This window comes from Gracilibacillus salitolerans, assembly GCF_009650095.1.
GTDB classification, from domain to species: Bacteria; Bacillota; Bacilli; order Bacillales; family Amphibacillaceae; genus Gracilibacillus; species Gracilibacillus salitolerans.
The window spans coordinates 3,451,887-3,470,529 of record NZ_CP045915.1 but is presented as its reverse complement, the minus strand read 5'-3'; the positions used below and the strand labels follow the sequence as shown (position 1 = coordinate 3,470,529).

16 protein-coding genes are annotated in these 18,643 nt (G+C 36.1%); 14 read left to right on the top strand and 2 right to left on the bottom strand.

Annotated features, from left to right (window positions below; translation table 11 throughout):
* The first annotated feature begins 40 nt into the window (after positions 1-40).
* The 7 genes from GI584_RS16625 to ilvD all read left to right on the top strand — a co-directional run bounded on the left by GI584_RS16625 (position 41) and on the right by ilvD (position 9,595).
* Positions 41-1,084: a response regulator transcription factor gene (locus tag GI584_RS16625; RefSeq protein ID WP_153791915.1), complete on the top strand. Its 1,044-nt coding sequence runs from the start codon at positions 41-43 to the stop codon at positions 1,082-1,084.
* The gene (locus GI584_RS16620; protein WP_153791914.1) at positions 1,081-2,901 is read left to right on the top strand and encodes a sensor histidine kinase; all 1,821 of its coding nucleotides are present in this window, start codon (positions 1,081-1,083) and stop codon (positions 2,899-2,901) included. The genes GI584_RS16625 and GI584_RS16620 overlap by 4 nt, the downstream gene beginning before the upstream one ends.
* A gap of 415 nt (positions 2,902-3,316) precedes the next feature.
* Complete coding sequence (locus GI584_RS16615; RefSeq protein ID WP_153791913.1) at positions 3,317-4,267, top strand: ABC transporter permease; 951 nt, start codon at positions 3,317-3,319, stop codon at positions 4,265-4,267.
* Positions 4,268-4,279: 12 nt separating this feature from the next.
* On the top strand, positions 4,280-5,158 hold the full coding sequence (locus GI584_RS16610; RefSeq protein ID WP_153791912.1) for a carbohydrate ABC transporter permease: 879 nt from the start codon (positions 4,280-4,282) through the stop codon (positions 5,156-5,158).
* Between the two features lie 124 nt (positions 5,159-5,282).
* Positions 5,283-6,902, top strand: coding sequence for an extracellular solute-binding protein (locus tag GI584_RS16605; protein ID WP_153791911.1), 1,620 nt, complete (start codon positions 5,283-5,285; stop codon positions 6,900-6,902).
* 217 nt (positions 6,903-7,119) lie between these two features.
* Positions 7,120-7,794 carry a FadR/GntR family transcriptional regulator gene (locus GI584_RS16600; protein WP_153791910.1) on the top strand — a complete coding sequence of 225 codons (675 nt, stop codon included), beginning with the start codon at positions 7,120-7,122 and terminating at the stop codon, positions 7,792-7,794.
* A 127-nt stretch (positions 7,795-7,921) separates the two neighbouring features.
* A complete protein-coding gene (gene ilvD, locus GI584_RS16595; protein WP_153791909.1) occupies positions 7,922-9,595 on the top strand; it encodes a dihydroxy-acid dehydratase in 1,674 nt (557 codons plus the stop codon).
* Between the two features lie 219 nt (positions 9,596-9,814).
* Here ilvD and GI584_RS16590 read toward each other — a convergent pair whose 3' ends face one another.
* Entirely contained in the window at positions 9,815-11,851 is a 2,037-nt protein-coding gene (locus GI584_RS16590; RefSeq protein WP_153792995.1) for an ABC transporter ATP-binding protein, read from the bottom strand.
* Positions 11,851-13,593 carry an ABC transporter ATP-binding protein gene (locus GI584_RS16585; RefSeq protein ID WP_153791908.1) on the bottom strand — a complete coding sequence of 581 codons (1,743 nt, stop codon included), beginning with the start codon at positions 13,591-13,593 and terminating at the stop codon, positions 11,851-11,853. The genes GI584_RS16590 and GI584_RS16585 overlap by 1 nt, the downstream gene beginning before the upstream one ends.
* A 561-nt stretch (positions 13,594-14,154) precedes the next feature.
* Between GI584_RS16585 and GI584_RS16580 the strand changes: the two genes are divergently transcribed.
* From GI584_RS16580 to GI584_RS16550, 7 genes are all read left to right on the top strand, one after another.
* Positions 14,155-14,625 carry a MarR family winged helix-turn-helix transcriptional regulator gene (locus tag GI584_RS16580; protein ID WP_100359679.1) on the top strand — a complete coding sequence of 157 codons (471 nt, stop codon included), beginning with the start codon at positions 14,155-14,157 and terminating at the stop codon, positions 14,623-14,625.
* An 85-nt stretch (positions 14,626-14,710) separates the two neighbouring features.
* Positions 14,711-15,595, top strand: a complete 885-nt coding sequence (locus tag GI584_RS16575) for a permease (RefSeq protein WP_153791907.1) — start codon at positions 14,711-14,713, stop codon at positions 15,593-15,595.
* Between the two features lie 13 nt (positions 15,596-15,608).
* Positions 15,609-15,761: a hypothetical protein gene (locus GI584_RS16570; protein ID WP_153791906.1), complete on the top strand. Its 153-nt coding sequence runs from the start codon at positions 15,609-15,611 to the stop codon at positions 15,759-15,761.
* A gap of 196 nt (positions 15,762-15,957) precedes the next feature.
* Positions 15,958-16,719: a hypothetical protein gene (locus tag GI584_RS16565; protein WP_153791905.1), complete on the top strand. Its 762-nt coding sequence runs from the start codon at positions 15,958-15,960 to the stop codon at positions 16,717-16,719.
* A 309-nt stretch (positions 16,720-17,028) separates the two neighbouring features.
* Positions 17,029-17,388, top strand: coding sequence for a VOC family protein (locus GI584_RS16560; protein ID WP_153791904.1), 360 nt, complete (start codon positions 17,029-17,031; stop codon positions 17,386-17,388).
* Positions 17,389-17,973 (top strand): winged helix-turn-helix transcriptional regulator, encoded by a 585-nt coding sequence (locus GI584_RS16555; RefSeq protein WP_153791903.1) that lies wholly within the window; start codon positions 17,389-17,391, stop codon positions 17,971-17,973.
* Between the two features lie 111 nt (positions 17,974-18,084).
* Positions 18,085-18,642 (top strand): dihydrofolate reductase family protein, encoded by a 558-nt coding sequence (locus tag GI584_RS16550; RefSeq protein ID WP_153791902.1) that lies wholly within the window; start codon positions 18,085-18,087, stop codon positions 18,640-18,642.
* Position 18,643 lies beyond the last annotated feature (1 nt).

Here is an 18,643-nt window from a genome sequence, read left to right as displayed (position 1 = left end):
CGTTTTCTATAAGAGGATATAAAAATTGGGGGTGTTTATATTGGATTTATTAATTATTGAAGATGAACCAATGATTGTAAACGGGATTTCTTTTCTGTTAAAGGAATATAAATATCCAAATAATGAAGTACCAAATATTTGCATCGCACAGGATGGGGAGGAAGCCAATCAATGTTTAAATAAGCAATCATTTGATTTTATATTTACTGATATTAAAATGCCCAAAATGAACGGTTTAGAATTAGTAAAAAAGTGGACACAACAAAAATCGATAACACAATGGGTTATTATTTCTGGTTTCAATGACTTTGAATATGCACAAGAAGCACTAAAAAACGGCGTGAAAGACTATTTACTAAAACCGGTAACAAAGAAAAAAATGAATGAGACAATCGATCGCTTGATGAAAAATAGAAATGAATTGATTAATTCATTTGTCAGTATTACACAATCTCAGGACATTATCGAGGAGTTAGAGGATTCGATTTGGATGTTAAATGAAGATAGGGTGAGTCAACAATTTATCAATTGGACCTGTAAATTACCACACCAGTCGATCGATGTTCTCATTTATCAAAAATCACTTGAGGAGATTTTGCTGCTACTGGTTACCCGTTTGCGTGAAAAAGGTATACAAGAATTACGAGAAGATGATTTTACGGTAATAGGCCATACGAAAAAAGAATTAGATGCTGCTTTTATGAATCGATGTCTAGAGATTATGAATTCCATCAGATTAAGACGAAAGGGCAACATAATAGATCCGATCGATGCTGCCAAAGAATATATTCAATCCCATTTAGGTGAGCGGTTAAGCTTGGCAGATGTAGCGGATAAGCTCGGTTTTAATCCAACTTACTTTAGCCAATTATTCAAGAAAGAAACAGGTGAAAGCTTTGTTGCTTTCAGGAGGAAAATAAGAATGGAGTGGGCGAAGCAATTAATAGAACAAAACGAAATGAGAATAATTGATATATCCAATGAAATCGGCTATAGTGATTTAGCTCATTTTACGAAAAGCTTTAAAAAATATACAGGGGTTACACCTTCAGAATATAAGCAGCAATTGGGGATTACCTCATGATTAGATGGCTCCAAGCCATGAATTTGTTTCAGCGATTATTTCTATTTTTCTTAATAGCTATTTTAATTCCCTTGTTTATATCTTCCATCATTATCTATAGTAGGGCGGCTAATTCAATTCAAGATCAAGTAGGTGAATACCTTCGTAAGAATATAATGGTAACCAATTTACAGGTAGACCGTTTCCTTGAAGAATATGAAAAGATAACATTACCATTAGTTACAGATCGTAATGTTAAGGATTTTATCGAATTAGGATTTAATCAAGAATTGGAAAGGTATCAGGTGTACAGTGATATAGTAGATAATATGAATCGTATTACTGAGCAGAACGCTGCAATTGATCTTATTTATATAATAACCGATGAAGGCCGGTCGATATTATCGGAAGACCGTTACTATTCACCACTTGATCCATTCCCGGTTGATAAAGTCTATGACGAACTTAATAAAATCGCTCCTGATAGTGGCAAAGTAGTTTTTAAAGCCAGAAAGACAATGGATGGAAAAATCGTCATCACTTTTACCAGAAAAATAAGAGGTTCAAATTTTGAACCAAGAGGTATTTTAGGTGTCGATCTAACATTATCTAGCATTGAAGAATTTTGGTCGATGGCTAATATTGGTGAAGGAAGTGACTTGATGATTCTGGACGATGAAGGTCAAGTTATTTATCATCCTGATTCGAGTTTGTTTGGCTCTTATATTAGCTCCAAAACCCAAGCAGCTATAGAACAAGAACAAAATGGTTCCTTTATGTCAACTTGGGATGATGAACGGATGTTTTACTATTATCAGACGTCTAACCTAACTAACTGGAAAACAGTTACGTCTGTTCCTGAAAAAGAGTTATACGAGCCTATTTCAGGGATAAGGGTAACTGCTTTTATTTCAGGTGGGCTTTCTCTTTTGCTTGCTTCTATCTTGGCTTTTTACTTTACAAGGAGTATTGTGAAACCAATTCACCTCTTACAGCATCATTTAAAAAAGATGGAAAAAGGTATATGGTCCAAAGTCCCTGAGATGGAGGGGACTAATGAAGTTGTTAGTTTAGTGAGAAGTTATAACCATATGATTGAAGAATTAACGAAATTAATAGATAAAGTCTATCATGCCGAGCTCCAGAATCAGAAGGCGCAATTAAAAGTACAGGAAAGAGAAATAGAAATGCAGAAAAATGAATTACAGGCTCTTCAATCGCAAATTAATCCACACTTTCTCTATAATACGTTAGAAACAATGAATGCCTATGGTCTTATTAGAGGATCTGATGAAATATCAGAGATTGCCGAATCTTTGGCATATATGTTTCGTTATTCTGTAAAGAATCTGGAAGTGGTTAAATTAGTAGATGAGTTAGATCATATTAGAAGTTATTTAACTATCCAAGAGCACCGAATGAGAAAAAATTTTGAATTGGATGTGTTGATTCATCCTGATTTTCTGCTTAAAGATACAGTGAAGCTAAGTTTGCAGCCTCTTGTGGAAAATGCGATAGAACATGGGATGGTAGATGGGCAAACAGCTGGCAAAATTACAATTGATGCAAAAGAAGAGAACGATTTATTTTATGTGATAGTAGAGGATAACGGTGCAGGTATAGCCTCTTCACGCTTACAGGAAATTAGAGATTTCTTAAATGCAACGGACAATGATCAAATTATGGATGGTGCTTCAGGAATTGGTTTAAAGAATATTCATCGCAGGATCCAATTACTTTTTGGAGATAACTACGGACTGCAAATGGAGAGTGAGTTGGATAAAGGAACACGAATTACTATAAAAGTTCCATCCAATATAATATCCAATGAAATGTGAGGAAATAGGTTTACCATAAAAACAGCATATGAATCAGTAGTTGATTTGAAGTGCCCCCGAAAAGGAGACTTGGGCAAGAGTATGATATTCTATCGGACTCTTGCCTTTTATTTTTGCCTTAATATGTTTGTATAGTAATCCATTCATTCTTCAGCTTTGAGAATTGTACTTTGCTGGGGCACTTTAGGGTTACCTTCTCTCACTTTCCTTTTTAACTAAAAAAAACACAAATGATGTTAAACAAACCCATAGATACAGTTATTCAGAAACAGTAGGATTAGAGGTAACAGAAATGATGTATCCAATTGGAGGTGGCAGTTAATGAGATTAGAAGATAGGTTGGCGTTAGGTTTAAAAAAACAAAAAATGAAAACGTTTGCTGATAACTATCTTATTTCAAAGGAGGGGAAATCATATGAATCCATTACCAACAGAAACGGTTGCTAAGGTTAATACGAAAAAAAGGAAGAATTGGGCACATATAAAAAAATATAAAGCATTGTATTTAATGTCTATTCCAGGGATATTGTATTTTTTTATCTTCAAATACGTTCCAATGGCTGGTTCGATTATCGCATTTCAAGATTATAACATCTTTGCAGGATTTATTGATAGCTCTTGGGTTGGCTTTAAACATTTTATAGCGATGTTTGATAATCCGGATATATTTAACATCATAAGAAATACATTTATTATAAGTTTTTATGATATTATCTTTAACTTTCCTGCTTCTATCATTTTAGCTTTACTTCTAAATGAATTAAGAGTTGTTTTATATAAGCGAATTATTCAAACAGTAGTTTACATGCCACATTTTCTCTCATGGGTAATCATTAGTGGGTTATTTATGACGATATTGTCTCCATCAAATGGTATTGTTAATAATTTAATTGAGTCGTTAGGCTTTAATCCTATCTACTTTTTTGGCAGTGAAGAGTATACAAGGCCAATACTTATTGGTTCGGGAATATGGCAAAGTATAGGGTGGGGGACTATTATCTATTTAGCTGCCCTGTCTGGTATTAATCCTGAACTTTATGAAGCAGCCAAAGTAGACGGTGCAAACCGGTGGCAACAAACGATAAAGATAACCTTACCTTCGCTATTACCAACGATAACTATTTTATTTCTTTTACAGATAGGACAATTTTTAGACTTTGGATTTGAAAGGGTCTATACATTTTTAAATCCACTTAACGGAGGAACAGGTCACATTATTGACACGTACATCTATGAGGTAGGTTTACAAAATGCTCAGTATAGTTTAACTACGGCGATGGGATTATTCAAGTCGTTAATCGGGCTGTTTCTATTATTTATCGCAAATTTCTTAAGTAGAAAAGCAACAGGAAATAGCTTATATTAAGGAGGTATTCTAATGGGTCTAAAAGTCAGCAAAAGTAGAAAAATATTTAATGTATTTAACTATTCATTTGTAGGAATATTATCTTTGACAATGGTTTTGCCAATTATTCATATACTTGCCAAATCGTTTAGTTCTTCGAGTGCGGTAGCAGAAGGTAAAGTGATTTTTTGGCCAGTAGAATTTGATTTAATTAACTATCAGTATGTATTTCAGGATGCATCTATTTGGCGAGCTTTTGGAATTACGGTACTTATTACCGTTGTCGGAACGTTGATTAATTTAATTGCTACTGCATCACTAGCCTACCCATTGTCGCGACCTGAATATAAAGGTAGAAGAATCATTTTATTAGGTGTTATTTTTACCATGATTTTTTCAGCACCGTTAATACCCACATATTTAGTTATTAAGCAATTAGGTATGATCGATTCACTATGGGCATTGTTGATTCCAAATGCGATTAGCGCGTTTAATTTTATCGTTATGCGTTCATTTTTTCAACAAATTCCCGCATCTTTAATAGATGCTGCTCGTATTGATGGTTGTAATGAGCTAGGGATTCTAACCCGGATTGTTCTTCCCTATTCAAAACCGGTAATGGCAACAATGACTATTTTTTACGGTGTTTACCACTGGAATAGCTATCAAAATGCACTTTATTTCTTAAATGATCCACGTTTGTATCCTTTACAAGTAAAGTTAAGAGAGATGATTCAATCAGATGATTTATCCATTGATGTAGAAACAACCATCTCAACTGAATTTATGAATTCAACAGAAGGAATTCAAATGGCTACTATTATAATAGCGATTGTTCCAATATTACTACTTTATCCTTTATTACAAAAACACTTTGTGAAAGGGGTAATGTTAGGTTCATTAAAAGAGTAGTTGTGGGATTTTGATATATTAAAAGAAATCACAACACTACCTAAAGAAATCACTTTTTCGTGAAAGCGCTTCAAAATATAATTGAGAAGTACTAAATAATCTGTATTACTAAAGGAGGTCTTTGATGAGAAGTAGAGTGTTAGGACACAAGTTGTTACTGTTTATTGTAGCAAGTATCTTATTTTTGGTGATTACAGCATGTCAATCAAGTGAAACGAATGAATCTGAATCAGAAAATGAAGAGCCGGATAATTCAGAAGGGGAAGATAGTGGTGATCAAACAGATATTTCAATCTCGATGAGAACATTAGGGTTTATACATGTAGAAAATCATTCAAACATTAACGAGGATGAATATGTGAAGAAGCTGGAGGAAATCACTAATGTGGATCTTGATATTACATTAGTACCTCATAGTGAGTTTGAGCAAAAGATGGATCTAATGTTTGCATCGGGTGATATACCAGATGTCGTTGCTACTTCAGGAGCATACGGAGGTGGCGATACGATGAGGGACGCAGTTGATGCTGGTGTTTTCCTGCCATTAGACGAACTCATAGAGGAACACGGACCTAATTTACTGGAAGAAATTCCGCAAGCAGCATGGGATGCGGTAACCTATGATGATGGAGTTATTTATGCTATTCCGGAGTTTTTGGGCAATCCTTCCAGAAGAGCTACGATTGTCAGAGCAGATTTATTAGAGGAAGCAGATATTCCTATTCCAACTACTCCGGAAGAAGCTTGGACAGTGGAAGAAACGTTAGATGTATTGCGAACATTTAAAGAAATGGGAATTGAACAGCCATACTCTGGTCGAGCAGAATTTAAATATTCGGATACTTTCTTTGGAGCATTTGATGCTTTCGCATATGATTCTCAATTGGAATTGGTAGATAATCAGGTGCAACCGAAGTTCTTTAATGAGGAAAATATGACGACTGCTATTCAGACTTACAAAACGATGTATGATGAAGGATTGATTCACCCAGAATTTTTAACACATGAATATAATGACTATAAAAATGCTGGGCTTTCTGGTAAGGCTGGTATGTGGAGTATGAACGCAAATGAATTGCTGCAATGGCAAGGACAATTGGAGGAGAGTGTTCCCGACGGTGAATTAGCAATTATTCCTTCTCCGAGAGGAACAGACGGAGAGGGAGGATATTATCTTTACGGTAGTGTGCCGCGCTCTTACATGATTAATAAAGAAGCAGAGGACAAAGCCGTTGAAATTATAAAATTCCTAGATTGGATGCTATCAGAAGAAGCTGAAACCTTTTTCTCCTACGGTATTGAAGATAAGGACTATGAGATGGATGGTGACCAAGTAAACTACCATCAACCAGAAACAAATGATGAAATAAATATAGAAAGATATCGTACTGGTTGGTTATGGTTAATTAAAGATACTACCTATTATGCTAATTTACTCGAGTTGTCAGAAGAAGGTAAACAATTAATGGAAACCTATGATACGATTTTAGCCAATGAAGGTCGAGATGGTATACGGTATATACCTGGTTTAAGGGCTTTAGACGATACGCCAAATCTATCATCAAAATCTGATGTCCCTGCACCGTTCTTAATGGAACATATGGCCAAGATGATCACAGGTGCTGAAGAAATTGATGATTGGTCTAATGTAGTGGATGAGTGGGTAGATCGTGGCGGTGATAAGCTATTAGAAGAAGCGCAAGAACGCTATGAAAACGGAGACTATTTAGAGCCAAGAAGATGAAATAGGTAGTGTAAACTTATTAATAGTTTTGTTTGAACCAAAAACGCTATTGCATTTATTGCAATAGCGTTTTTAAATCAGCTATTAAAAAGACACAATGCGTTATTCACTAATGGACTTCAACAGATATAGTCAGAAAGGTATAATATATTATTAATTTAAATGTGATCTCACAACCTATATGCTATACTAGAAAGAAAATAGGGTGATAAAGTATATGATTCAAAAAAGGCTATCTGATAGTGTAGCAGACGATATAATGTCAATGCTTGCTATTGAGAAAAGATTTCTTCCCGGTGATAAGCTTCCAAACGAAAATGAATTATCGGAGGAGTTGAATATTAGTAGAACAACACTTCGTGAAGCTATCCGGATATTGGTTACTAATGGCATTTTAGAGATTAGACGAGGGAAGGGTACATATGTAAAAGAAGACATTGATGTAAATAATATAGAATCTCTGGGCTTTCTTGCAGATGCTAAAATAAATGCGAAAGATTTGTATGAAATGCGCTTAATCTTTGAACCAGAAGCTGCCTATTATGCGACGGTTCGAGCAAGTGATACTGAATTAAAGCGTATTTTAGATTATGGAATGCAAATAGAACAAAAAATTAAACGCAACGAGGATCGGACAGCCGTAGAACAAAAGTTCCATAAATCCATCGTAAAGGCTACCCATAATGAATTTATGGAAAAGCTGATGCCAGTTATTTACCAAGCTATCGATAAGGGAGTTATTTTATCAAAGAAAAAAGATTTAGCAATTAAAGACACGATCAATGATCATAATATGATTATGGAATTTATGAAAAATCGTAATCCTGAAGGTGCAAAAAGTGCAATGAAAATTCATATTTTGCATGCGATGGAAGAGTTAGGGATTGAATAATAGTTTATTTTAGGACATCTTGGCTTCATCTAAGATGTTCTTTTTTTGTCATACAACACCATTGACAACAGACAACATACAATATAAAATACATTAAACAAATAAAAAATCAAGGGTGTGTTTGCTGATGAGAAGAAGTGATACGATTAAAATTGGGGTAGACCGTGCTCCTCACCGTAGTCTTTTATATGCTACTGGCAAGGTAAAAGCGAAAGATTTAGGGAAACCATTCATTGGTGTTTGCAATTCTTATATCGATATTATCCCAGGACATGTCCATTTACGTGAATTTGCAGATGTCGTAAAAGAAGCAATCATTGAAGCTGGTGGTATTCCATTTGAATTCAATACCATTGGTGTGGATGATGGGATTGCGATGGGGCACATCGGCATGCGTTATTCATTACCAAGTCGTGAATTAATTGCTGACAGTGCGGAAACAGTGATAAATGCACACTGGTTTGATGGGGTATTTTACATTCCAAACTGTGACAAAATCACACCTGGTATGTTAATGGCTGCTGCTCGTACGAATGTACCATCCGTCTTTGTTTCGGGAGGACCTATGGAAGCTGGTAAAAGCTCTAGCGGAAAACAACTTTCATTGACATCTGTTTTTGAAGGTGTTGGTGCATATAAATCAGGTAATATGACGGAAGAAGAATTCACCGATATTGAAAACAATGCTTGTCCAACTTGTGGATCTTGTTCAGGTATGTTCACAGCAAACTCCATGAACTGTTTAATGGAAATGTTAGGTGTAGCACTACCTGGGAATGGATCGGTTGTTGCCACGAGCGAGAAGCGTAAAGAATTGATACGTGAAGCGGCAAAACATTTAGTTCGTATGATTGAAGAGGATGTTAAACCTCGTGATATCATCACGAAAGAAGCGATTGATGATGCATTTGCACTTGATATGGCGATGGGGGGATCTACGAATACCGTTCTTCATACATTAGCAATTGCTAATGAAGCTGGTATAGATTATAACCTTGAAGATATTAACAAAATTGCTGCCCGTGTTCCATATCTTGCGAAGATTATGCCTGCATCTGATATCTCCATGGATGATATCAATAAAGCTGGTGGAATAAGTGCCATTATTAATGAATTAACGAAAATCCCTAATGCTATCCATCCGGATCGCTTTACGATAACAGGTAAGACAATGGGCGAACTTGTTAATGGTTATGACATTACAAATGAACAAGTTATCCGTCCAAAAGATAATCCATACAGTCCTGTCGGAGGATTATCCATTTTATACGGCAATCTTGCTCCAGAAGGTGCAGTTATTAAAACAGGTGCTGTTGACCCTGTTATTGAAGTATTTAAAGGGGAAGCAATTGTCTTTGATTCTCAAGATGAAGCACAAGAAGCGATTGATAATGGAGCAGTAAGAGAAGGACATGTTGTAGTTATTCGTTATGAAGGACCTAAAGGTGGTCCAGGAATGCCAGAAATGTTAGCTCCTACTTCGTCTATTATGGGTCGCGGTTTAGGCAGTACAGTCGCTCTACTAACAGATGGACGTTTTTCTGGTGCATCTCGAGGTATCTCCATTGGACATATCTCTCCAGAAGCCGCAGAAGGTGGTCCAATTGCATTAATTGAAAATGAGGACATCGTAGTTATCGACTTATCAAATAGAACACTAAATGTAAAAGTATCGGGTGAAGTTTTAGATGAACGGAGAAAATCCTTAAAAGCCTTTGAGCCTAAAATCAAACAAGGTTGGTTAGGAAGGTACTCAAAACTTGTAACAAATGCTTCAAAAGGCGGCGTGATGAGCTTATAATTGCTTTAATGTTATAAAAGTGTTTAATAGAACCATATAGTTTTACTTCATTAAGCCATTTTTCAACTTAATTCCTTCACTTTGAGATGAATAAAAAGAAAATGTTATAACATCCATAAATAAAGAGCCCCGCTTAATTGCGGGGCTTTATTTGATGAGATACTTCAGTCTGTTTACTAGATAAAGGATGATATCTTGCCAATAATCAGCTAGTATTTATTAAACTGCTGGAACTTTGTTACTTGTTCCTTGTTGCATTTTATACATCTGATGATAGTTTCCACGTTGCTGCAATAGTTCTTGGTGTGTTCCTTTTTCAATAATTTTTCCTCGTTCTAGCACGATGATCTGGTCAGCGTTTTGAATGGTTGATAAACGGTGTGCAATGACTAGCATCGTCCGTCCTTTGGCGAGCACTTTCATTGCTTCTTGGATCAACCCTTCCGTTTCTGTGTCGATATTAGCAGTAGCCTCATCTAAAATTAAGATCGCCGGATCAAATGCTAATGCTCTGGCAAACGATAATAATTGGCGTTGTCCGGTTGAAAATTGACTACCATTTTCTCCGACAGGTTCATCGTATTGTTTTGGTAACTTTTCAATGAATCGATCAGCGCCTACTGCTTTTAGTGCAGTAATTGCCGTATCCCTCGAAATAGTAGGATCATTTAACGTAATATTGGATAGTACTGTTCCGGTAAAAATAAAAGGATCTTGCAGTACAATGCCAATATGATGGCGAACCTGTTGTCGTGTGAGCGTTGTCGTATCAATTCCATCAATTTTGATGACACCTTTTTGGGGATCATAGAATCGAAATAATAAATTCATAACGGAACTTTTACCTGAACCGGTGTGACCGACAAACGCCGCTGTTTGCCCTTGTTTTACATGAAAGCTGACATGTTTTAAAATATAGTCGTCTTTTTCATAAGCAAAGCTTACATTGTCAAAATCCACGTTTCCTTCAATTCTTTTCATTTCCAATGATTCGATCTTTTCACCTTGCTCATCTAACAATTCGAAAACTCTGGCACCAGCCACTCTTGCTTGCTCTAATTGGGGCAGCTGGTTCACGATTTGTGTTACAGGTTCAAACAAGCGGGTGAGATAATCGACGAATGCATATAACACACCAGCCGTTATCATAGTTTCTCCAGACAAAGAATTCGAACCAAAAAACCAGATGAAAGCGACGAAAGCAACTCCGCGTAGTGCGTTAACTAGATTAAAGGAAGTTAAAGCGGATAGAACAATCATTTTCTTTTGATAAATATAATGACGTGTGTTTAATTGTTCAAATTCACCCTGTGTTTCCTTTGTTCTCCGAAATGCTTGAATAATAGGCATTCCTTGAATGGATTCATTGATCGAGGCATTAATTTCACTATTAGTGGAGCGAATAACTCGATTATATTTTCCAGCATATTTCTTGAAAAACTTCATCCATACAAACAAAAGCGGTACCAGGATTAAACAAATAGCTGCTAGCGTCGAGTTCAATAAGAAGAGAGCAACAAATATACCTGTCATATATATAAAGCCATTTACAAAGGTTTCAAGCACCTTTACATATAATTCTTTGATCGCCTCTGTGTCATTGGTAATCCTTGCTACTATCTTTCCTGCAGGTCTTTTCACAAAATAATTCATCGGTAGTTCTTCCACACGTTCAAATACATCATTTCGCATCCGTTGAATAATTTTATTGGCAGACACCTGCAACAAATAAGTTTTCAAGTATTGAAAGACAGAAGCAATCAGTATCAGCCCTAAATATAACCCAAGTAATAAGACGATTGGATGTATTTCCGGTTGGAAAAAAGTATACAGATCATTAACATGTAATTGCTCACCGCTTACTCGCTCGGTTGTATTATTATAACTGATAGTGATCGCATCATTATTTACAGATTGGACCGAACTATTCGGTGGAACTTCTTGATCAACTAAATAATAATTTTTCCCAGATTGCAAAAGAGTACGATGACCGATTATTTGATCTTCTTCTGTCAGGCGATCTGCTCGTTTCAGAAAGGTATCGTTTAATTCAATTGTATCTGAATCATTTTTCTCTTCCACTTGTGCCCAACTGGTTTGAATGCCGACTATATGATTATCAATTACCCTTTTGGCAATAAATGGTCCGGTAAGTTCTAATCCAACTGCAACGATCAAACAAAGCAATCCGATAATAATAAATTTCTTACTCGTTAATGCATATCGAAATAGTCTCTTTTCTGTAGAAGGTTTCATTACTTCACCTCGCTTTCCATTTGCTGAATGTTGAATTGTTCTTTGTACCATCCATCATGGCGCATTAATTCTTCATGTGTACCACGCTCTGTTATCTGCCCATCTTCTAAGACGATAATTTGGTCTGCATGTTTAACTGCTGAGAGTCTGTGAGCAGCAATTAAGGTTGTTTTTCCTTGGCGTTCCTTTCTAAGATGAGTGATGATATTTGCCTCTGTTTTGCCATCTACAGCGGATAAAGAATCGTCTAAAATTAATATTTCAGGATCCATTAGTAACGCTCTGGCTAAGGATACTCTTTGTTTTTGACCACCAGATAAGGTAACACCACTTTCGCCAACTAGTGTTTTTAATCCCTTCGGAAGAGCTTCAATATCATCTTTTAAAGATGCAGATTCTAAAATGTGATTGATTTCTTCCATTGATTTCTCACCACATCCAAATAAAAGGTTCTCTTTTACTGTTTTAGAGAAAAGGACATGCTCTTGCGGCACATATCCGATCCAGCTTCGTGTCGTATCCAGTGTAAAACGATTGATCGGGGTATCGTTAATAGTGAGTTTACCTTTGGGTGGCACATACTCCCTTAGTAACTGTTTAAAAAGTGTAGTTTTCCCCGCCCCTGTCTTGCCAACAATACCAATTGTTTCACCTCGGTTTATGGTGAGATTAATGTTGTCTAATTGCCTTCCAACTGCTCCAGGATAAGTGAATATTACATTTTTGAAATGAATTACCTCAGGTACTTTAACGAATGCTGGTTTTGTTGGATTCTGAACATCGGATTGTTGTGTGAGTACATTATCAACACGGTCAATCGAAGCATTACCACGTTGCATGACGTTAATTAACTCACCAATCGCAAACATTGGCCAAATTAGCATTCCTAAATACACATTAAAAGCTACCAGGTCTCCAAGCGAAATCCGATTTTCAAACACCATTAATGCTCCGTAACCTAACCCAATCGTATAAGAAATTCCAACTAATACTTTGATGGTAGGTTCAAAGAATGCTTCCATTTTGGCGACTGCTTTATTTTTTTGAAACACTTCTTCTGTCATTCCAGAAAATCGTTCGAGATCATGATTTTCTTGGACAAAAGCACGTGTTACCCGGACGCCACGCACAGATTCTAGTGTATAATTGTTCAATTCGCTAAAGGCAGATTGTGCTGCCGTAAAACGTGTATGAATAATTTTTCCATACTTGTGAACGATAAGAGCCATAACTGGCATGGGAATCAAAGCGGCAAGCGTCAGCTGCCAACTGATGGTAAAGCCCATCATCAGGATAATGAATAACATAAAAACGGTAGAATCTACTAAAGTAAGAATTCCGAAACCGGCAGTCATCATAATGGCTTTTAAATCATTGGTGGAGCGTGCCATTAAGTCTCCGGTGCGATTTTTACTATAAAATCTCGGACTCATCTTTAGAAAATGGCTCATTAAATTGGAACGCATTTTTCTTTCTAATAATAAAGAACCTCCAAATAGATTGTAGTCCCAAAGAAACATAATCGCATAACTGATGATAATTAAACTAATAAATATAACCATGATCTCGGTTAATTGTGCTGCTGTCAGTTCATTGTATTGAATGGCATCAATCGTCATCCCCACTAGTTTGGGAGGAATCAAGTCAATAAAACTAACGATGATTAATGCAGTAATTGCAATCGTATAGCGCATCCATTGTTCTTTGAAGAACCAAGATAATTTGTTGAAAACGGAAAACATTTTTTCTCTCTCCTTTCTGCCGTAAACATCACTTTCTTATATATTGCTATCCGCCGTCCATCCTCTTTATTTCGTTTGCTGACAGGTAAAACACTGTTTGTAGCATCATTTTTCCTCCTTTGTTTTATTATTTTGCATTGATTAAAAAACAAAAAAAGCGTATACGTTCATGACGTATACGCTGAAAGGAATACACTTTTAGCAAGTTCCTCGCTGCCAACTTAAAATATTGACAACAAAAAAAAGATCACGAACGAATCCGTGATCTTCGTTTTCGTTATTATTGAATTATAGTAATAAACGTTACATGCTAGTAGTTTTCGATTCGAAGGAAGTCACGGCATTATTATTCAATTGTTGTGAGATAACAAGATTAAGGTTCATATGTGTACTATTCATTTTGCCGCACCTCCTTTAATTGTAATTTTTTTCAATGCTCAATAATTATATATTCAAAAAATTTAGACGTCAATAGAAATCACGAAAAATTTTCCAGTTTAAAGCAAACTTAATAGTTGCAAAATACAACTAATTAACATATACTGCAATTAGGTGATAAAAATGGATAAAAGTAGTAACAAAAAACAGGATATTCAAGAAATGCGTCATTTGTTTGTGATTCTTTCAAGACAGTTCGGATTATTGCAAAAAGAAAGCTCCCAATGTTGTGGAGTCACAACCATTCAAAGTCATATTCTTTATGAAATTAAACAGGGCCATCATATGACATTAAATGAATTAGCCCAAAGGCTTTGTTTAGACAACAGTACTACAAGTCGTCATATCCATGGATTAGTGGAAAAAGAGTATGTAGTCCGATTGCCACATCCTGAAGATCGACGTTATGTCACGTTGGAATTATCGGAAAAGGGTAAAGCGTTAGAGGAAGAGATCACTGAGATGATGACAACAAGTATTATGGATATGTTTAAACATTTACCAGAGGAGAAAATGACTAGTATGAGGACGGAGATCAAAGATCTAACAGAAATAATGCGAAAAAGTGATATGTGTTGTTATCCTCCATTCTAAAGGATGGAGGATAATAAAAAAATAATAGTTGCAATATACAATAGTTGTTAATCGGTATTAATATAAAAAAGGTAGGAGGCAAAAGATGTCAAGCTTTATTTCGTTTATTCAACAGTTCCTATTTTTATTTTTAGAATTGACTGTACTATTTATTGTGATCAGCTTTATGGTGAGCTTGATTCAACAAAAAGTGACAGAAGAACAAATTAAAGAAATACTTCACCGACCAAATAAATGGAGTGGCTATCTATATGGTACTGGTTTAGGTGCTTTAACGCCTTTTTGTTCTTGTTCGACTATTCCTATATTAGCTGGATTGTTATCTTCTAAGGCGCCATTTGGACCATCGATGTCATTCTTGGTAGCTTCACCTTTGTTGAATCCAGTAATCGTCATCTTACTGTGGACATTTCTAGGATGGGAGATAACGGTGTATTATTTCGTTATTGTCTGGATATTTGCCATGGTAATTGGCTTTGTTTGGGAAAAATTTGGCTTTCGTACATTAGTTAAAGATGTTCGTGTCAGAAGAAAAGATTCGACTAAGGTTGAATCAACTGTTCCCAAGTGGAAGCTGGCACTACAGGATGCATGGGAATTTTTTATTCCGGTATTACCATTTCTTGTCTTAGGTGTATTTATTGGTGCATTTATCTATAACTTTGTTCCGGAATCGTTCATTATCCAGGTTGCTGGTAGTGATAAACCATGGACCATCCCAATCGCCTCGATTATCGGAATCCCGATGTACATTCGCGCCGAAGTGATGTTGCCAATTGGTGATGCATTGATTACTAAAGGAATGGGTATCGGAGCAGTCATTGCACTGCTTATTGGTGGAGCAGGAGCAAGCTTGCCAGAGGTGGTTTTACTGAGCAAATTATTTAAGCGTAAGCTAGTTATTGCATTTGTATTATCTATCTTATTTGTCGCTATTTCGACTGGTTTTATGATTCAACTCATTCTTTAAAGGAGGTGATAATATGGTAGACAAAAAAGGATTGAAAAATATATTTTCTTCTTCTGATAAGTCATGTTGTGGTGTAGAGTTTGAGGAATTTAAACCTAACCACGATAAAGAGCAAAATGAAAAGAAAAAAGACGATTTAAAATCAGAAGATCAAAGTTGTTGTTAGTTTGAATACGTGATATGAACGCCAGCAAAGCCTGTCATTTCCCCTTTTATCAATGGGAATGGTAGGCTTACTATCGTTCATGCGTAGTATGAATCCCTTTTAATGGAAGACTCGTAGCTTAATAGTAATTGGGGTATAATAAAAGACAAATGTAGTAGCAAGTTTTCAATAAAATGAAAAGTGGGGGAACCGAAGCATGCATGCACCGAGTTATATTCTAGATACATGGCACAAATTTGATCATTACCCGATGGAAACCTTAACGAAAATGTGGTATTTCTATCAAAATACCGAAAAGAAGCAGCGAGATGTAGCATTGATGGAAGATCACTATAAACAATACGGAATAACAGGGAACTGTTTTGACCTTGCTATATGGTTAATAGATGTATTTCAAAAAGACGGTATTACCGCCTATCCAATTGGCCATGATTTACATAGTGAGGAGGCGCATGCTGCGGTTATGGCATTAGATGAAAAAGGGAATAGATATTTGTGCGACTTAGGTGATCAATGGATTAAGCCAATTTTAATGGAAACACAGCATGCAGACTATACAAATGAATCGTTAAGTGGCTTTTTTCCGGCTGCTAATGTCCAGGTATTTTCCACAGAAAATCAAATTGAAATTACTTATCAAAGACCGAATGGGAAAGTTTCACGTCAATCCTATGATCCACAACCAGTAAACATGGAGGAGTTTTTACTTGCTGCCGAATTCTCACAACATACAATTGATCCAAAACCATTATTTGAATGCAGGATTCCCTATAAGGCAGAGACTGCTCACTGGGAATTTAATGATTGGGAAGCTTATTTAAGCACAAGCGAGGGTTTATTTAAAGAACCATCTTTTAAGAGTATAGAAGAGTGGGCTACTAGAATTAATAAAGTATCGGGATATGATCAACAGTTTTTATTAACTACATTAAAAGGCTACCAAAAGTTACAAGGCTGATATTTTACCTTAGAGTAAAATTCAGCCTTGTTTATTATTTTATTATTTAATTGCTACCCATATTTCATTCGTGGAATCTGGTTGATCAGGATTTTCACCCAAATACGCTTCTCCTTGGTGAATTTCGTTTTAGAGGCGATGGTAGTACCTCCATTTTAAAAAAATCAATCAATATATTTCATGAATTATTTATAAATGTATGTTTTATAAACGGTTTAAAAATATTGGAAAATTTCACCTTTATCTATTGACTACCGTTTTTATAGTGGATATAATTACGGTATCAAATAAATGGAAGGAGTCAAAGAAATGTATAAGTCAGGTTTAACCATTTGGTACAATGTAAAGAGCATGGATGAGTCAGTTAAGTATTTTACAGAGGGATTGGGATTTTCTTTAGATTTTAAGGATGAGGAACAGCGGATTGCGATGATCACAACGAACACAAAGGATTATTGCATAGGTTTTGCTGAAGCAGAAACGATCGCACCTGTCACTTCATCAGCTGTATTTGAAGTAGAAGATATTGAAAAGACTTATGTAGAATTGAAGGAAAGAGGCATTCAATTTACAGGCGAGATTGAAACAATCCCTAACCTTGTAAAATTGGCAACTTTCCAGGATCCGGATGGCAACAGTTTTGAATTATCACAAACTTTAACAGACTAAATGCATGTAAAAGAAGCAATTCAATTTACACATCTACTATCCGGGCGCTGGGTTCTGCCAATACTTATTCATTTACAGTCTTCGGGTGGGCGTTTTACACCACTGCAAAAAAAGCTTGGGATATCACCATCAAGACTAAGTGATAATTTGACAAAGCTAGTTTCTGCGGAAGTAGTGCAGCGTTTAACACCCTATGAACGACGACATCCATTATTGCCTGAATACAAATTGACTCCGTATGGGAACAGCTTATTAGAAATCGCAATGGTCATCCAAGCGGCTGAAGAAGCCATTAACCACGGACCATTACATCGAAAAACCTGGAATTGGCCTATCTTGCTAGCTTTATTACATCAGTATGCTCGCTTTCAATCTATATTAGAGCTGCTGGGCAACCCATCACCAAGAATACTTTCTACGAGATTGAATGAATTGTGTGAAATGTGGCTTGTAAAGAAAGAAATCAAGGAAGAACCTAAGCTAGTATATACGTATAAAATAAACGAATCCTATCGTTCTTCATTGTCCGCTGTCTGGAAGAAAGTGTCAGAAATAGAAGAGCATAAACCCTACACCAAAGATTAACCTTTGGTGTTTTTGTTTGCCTAAGTTTTTATGACATAATCAAGCAATTTTTAAGAAATTTCTGTTCTGTGGATTGCTAAAATAGAAGAAAAATAGAAAAGGAGAATTATAATGAGGAAAGTAATCTATTCCCAAATGGTGTCTGTCGACGGTTATATGGAAGATCAGAATGGAAGTATTGATTGGAGCAAGCCTGACGAGGAAGTATTTCAACATATTATCGACCAGGAAAAAACGTTTGATACACATCTATATGGTCGAAAAACATATGAAAATATGGCTGGTCACTGGCCATACGTGGTGGACGATCCTGAAAGTAGTTCCCAGGATAAAGAGTGGGCGCGCATGTGGGTTGATATGAAAAAGATTGTTTTCTCCAAAACATTAGATAAAGCGGAGTGGAACAGTAAAATAGTAAAAGATAACCTCCGAGAGGAAATCGAGAAAGAAAAAGCATTACCTGGAAAAAACTTGTCTCTCGGAGGGGCAACAATAGCACAAACTTTGATGGAATTAGATGTAATCGATGAATATTGGCTATATGTCCACCCTGTCACCCTTGGAGGTGGTAAACCGATGTTTCACAAGCAACTAACATTACAATTAATCGAAGCTCGATCCTTTGCCTCGGGAATCGTGTTATTGCGATACCGAAAGAGAGGAGAATAGA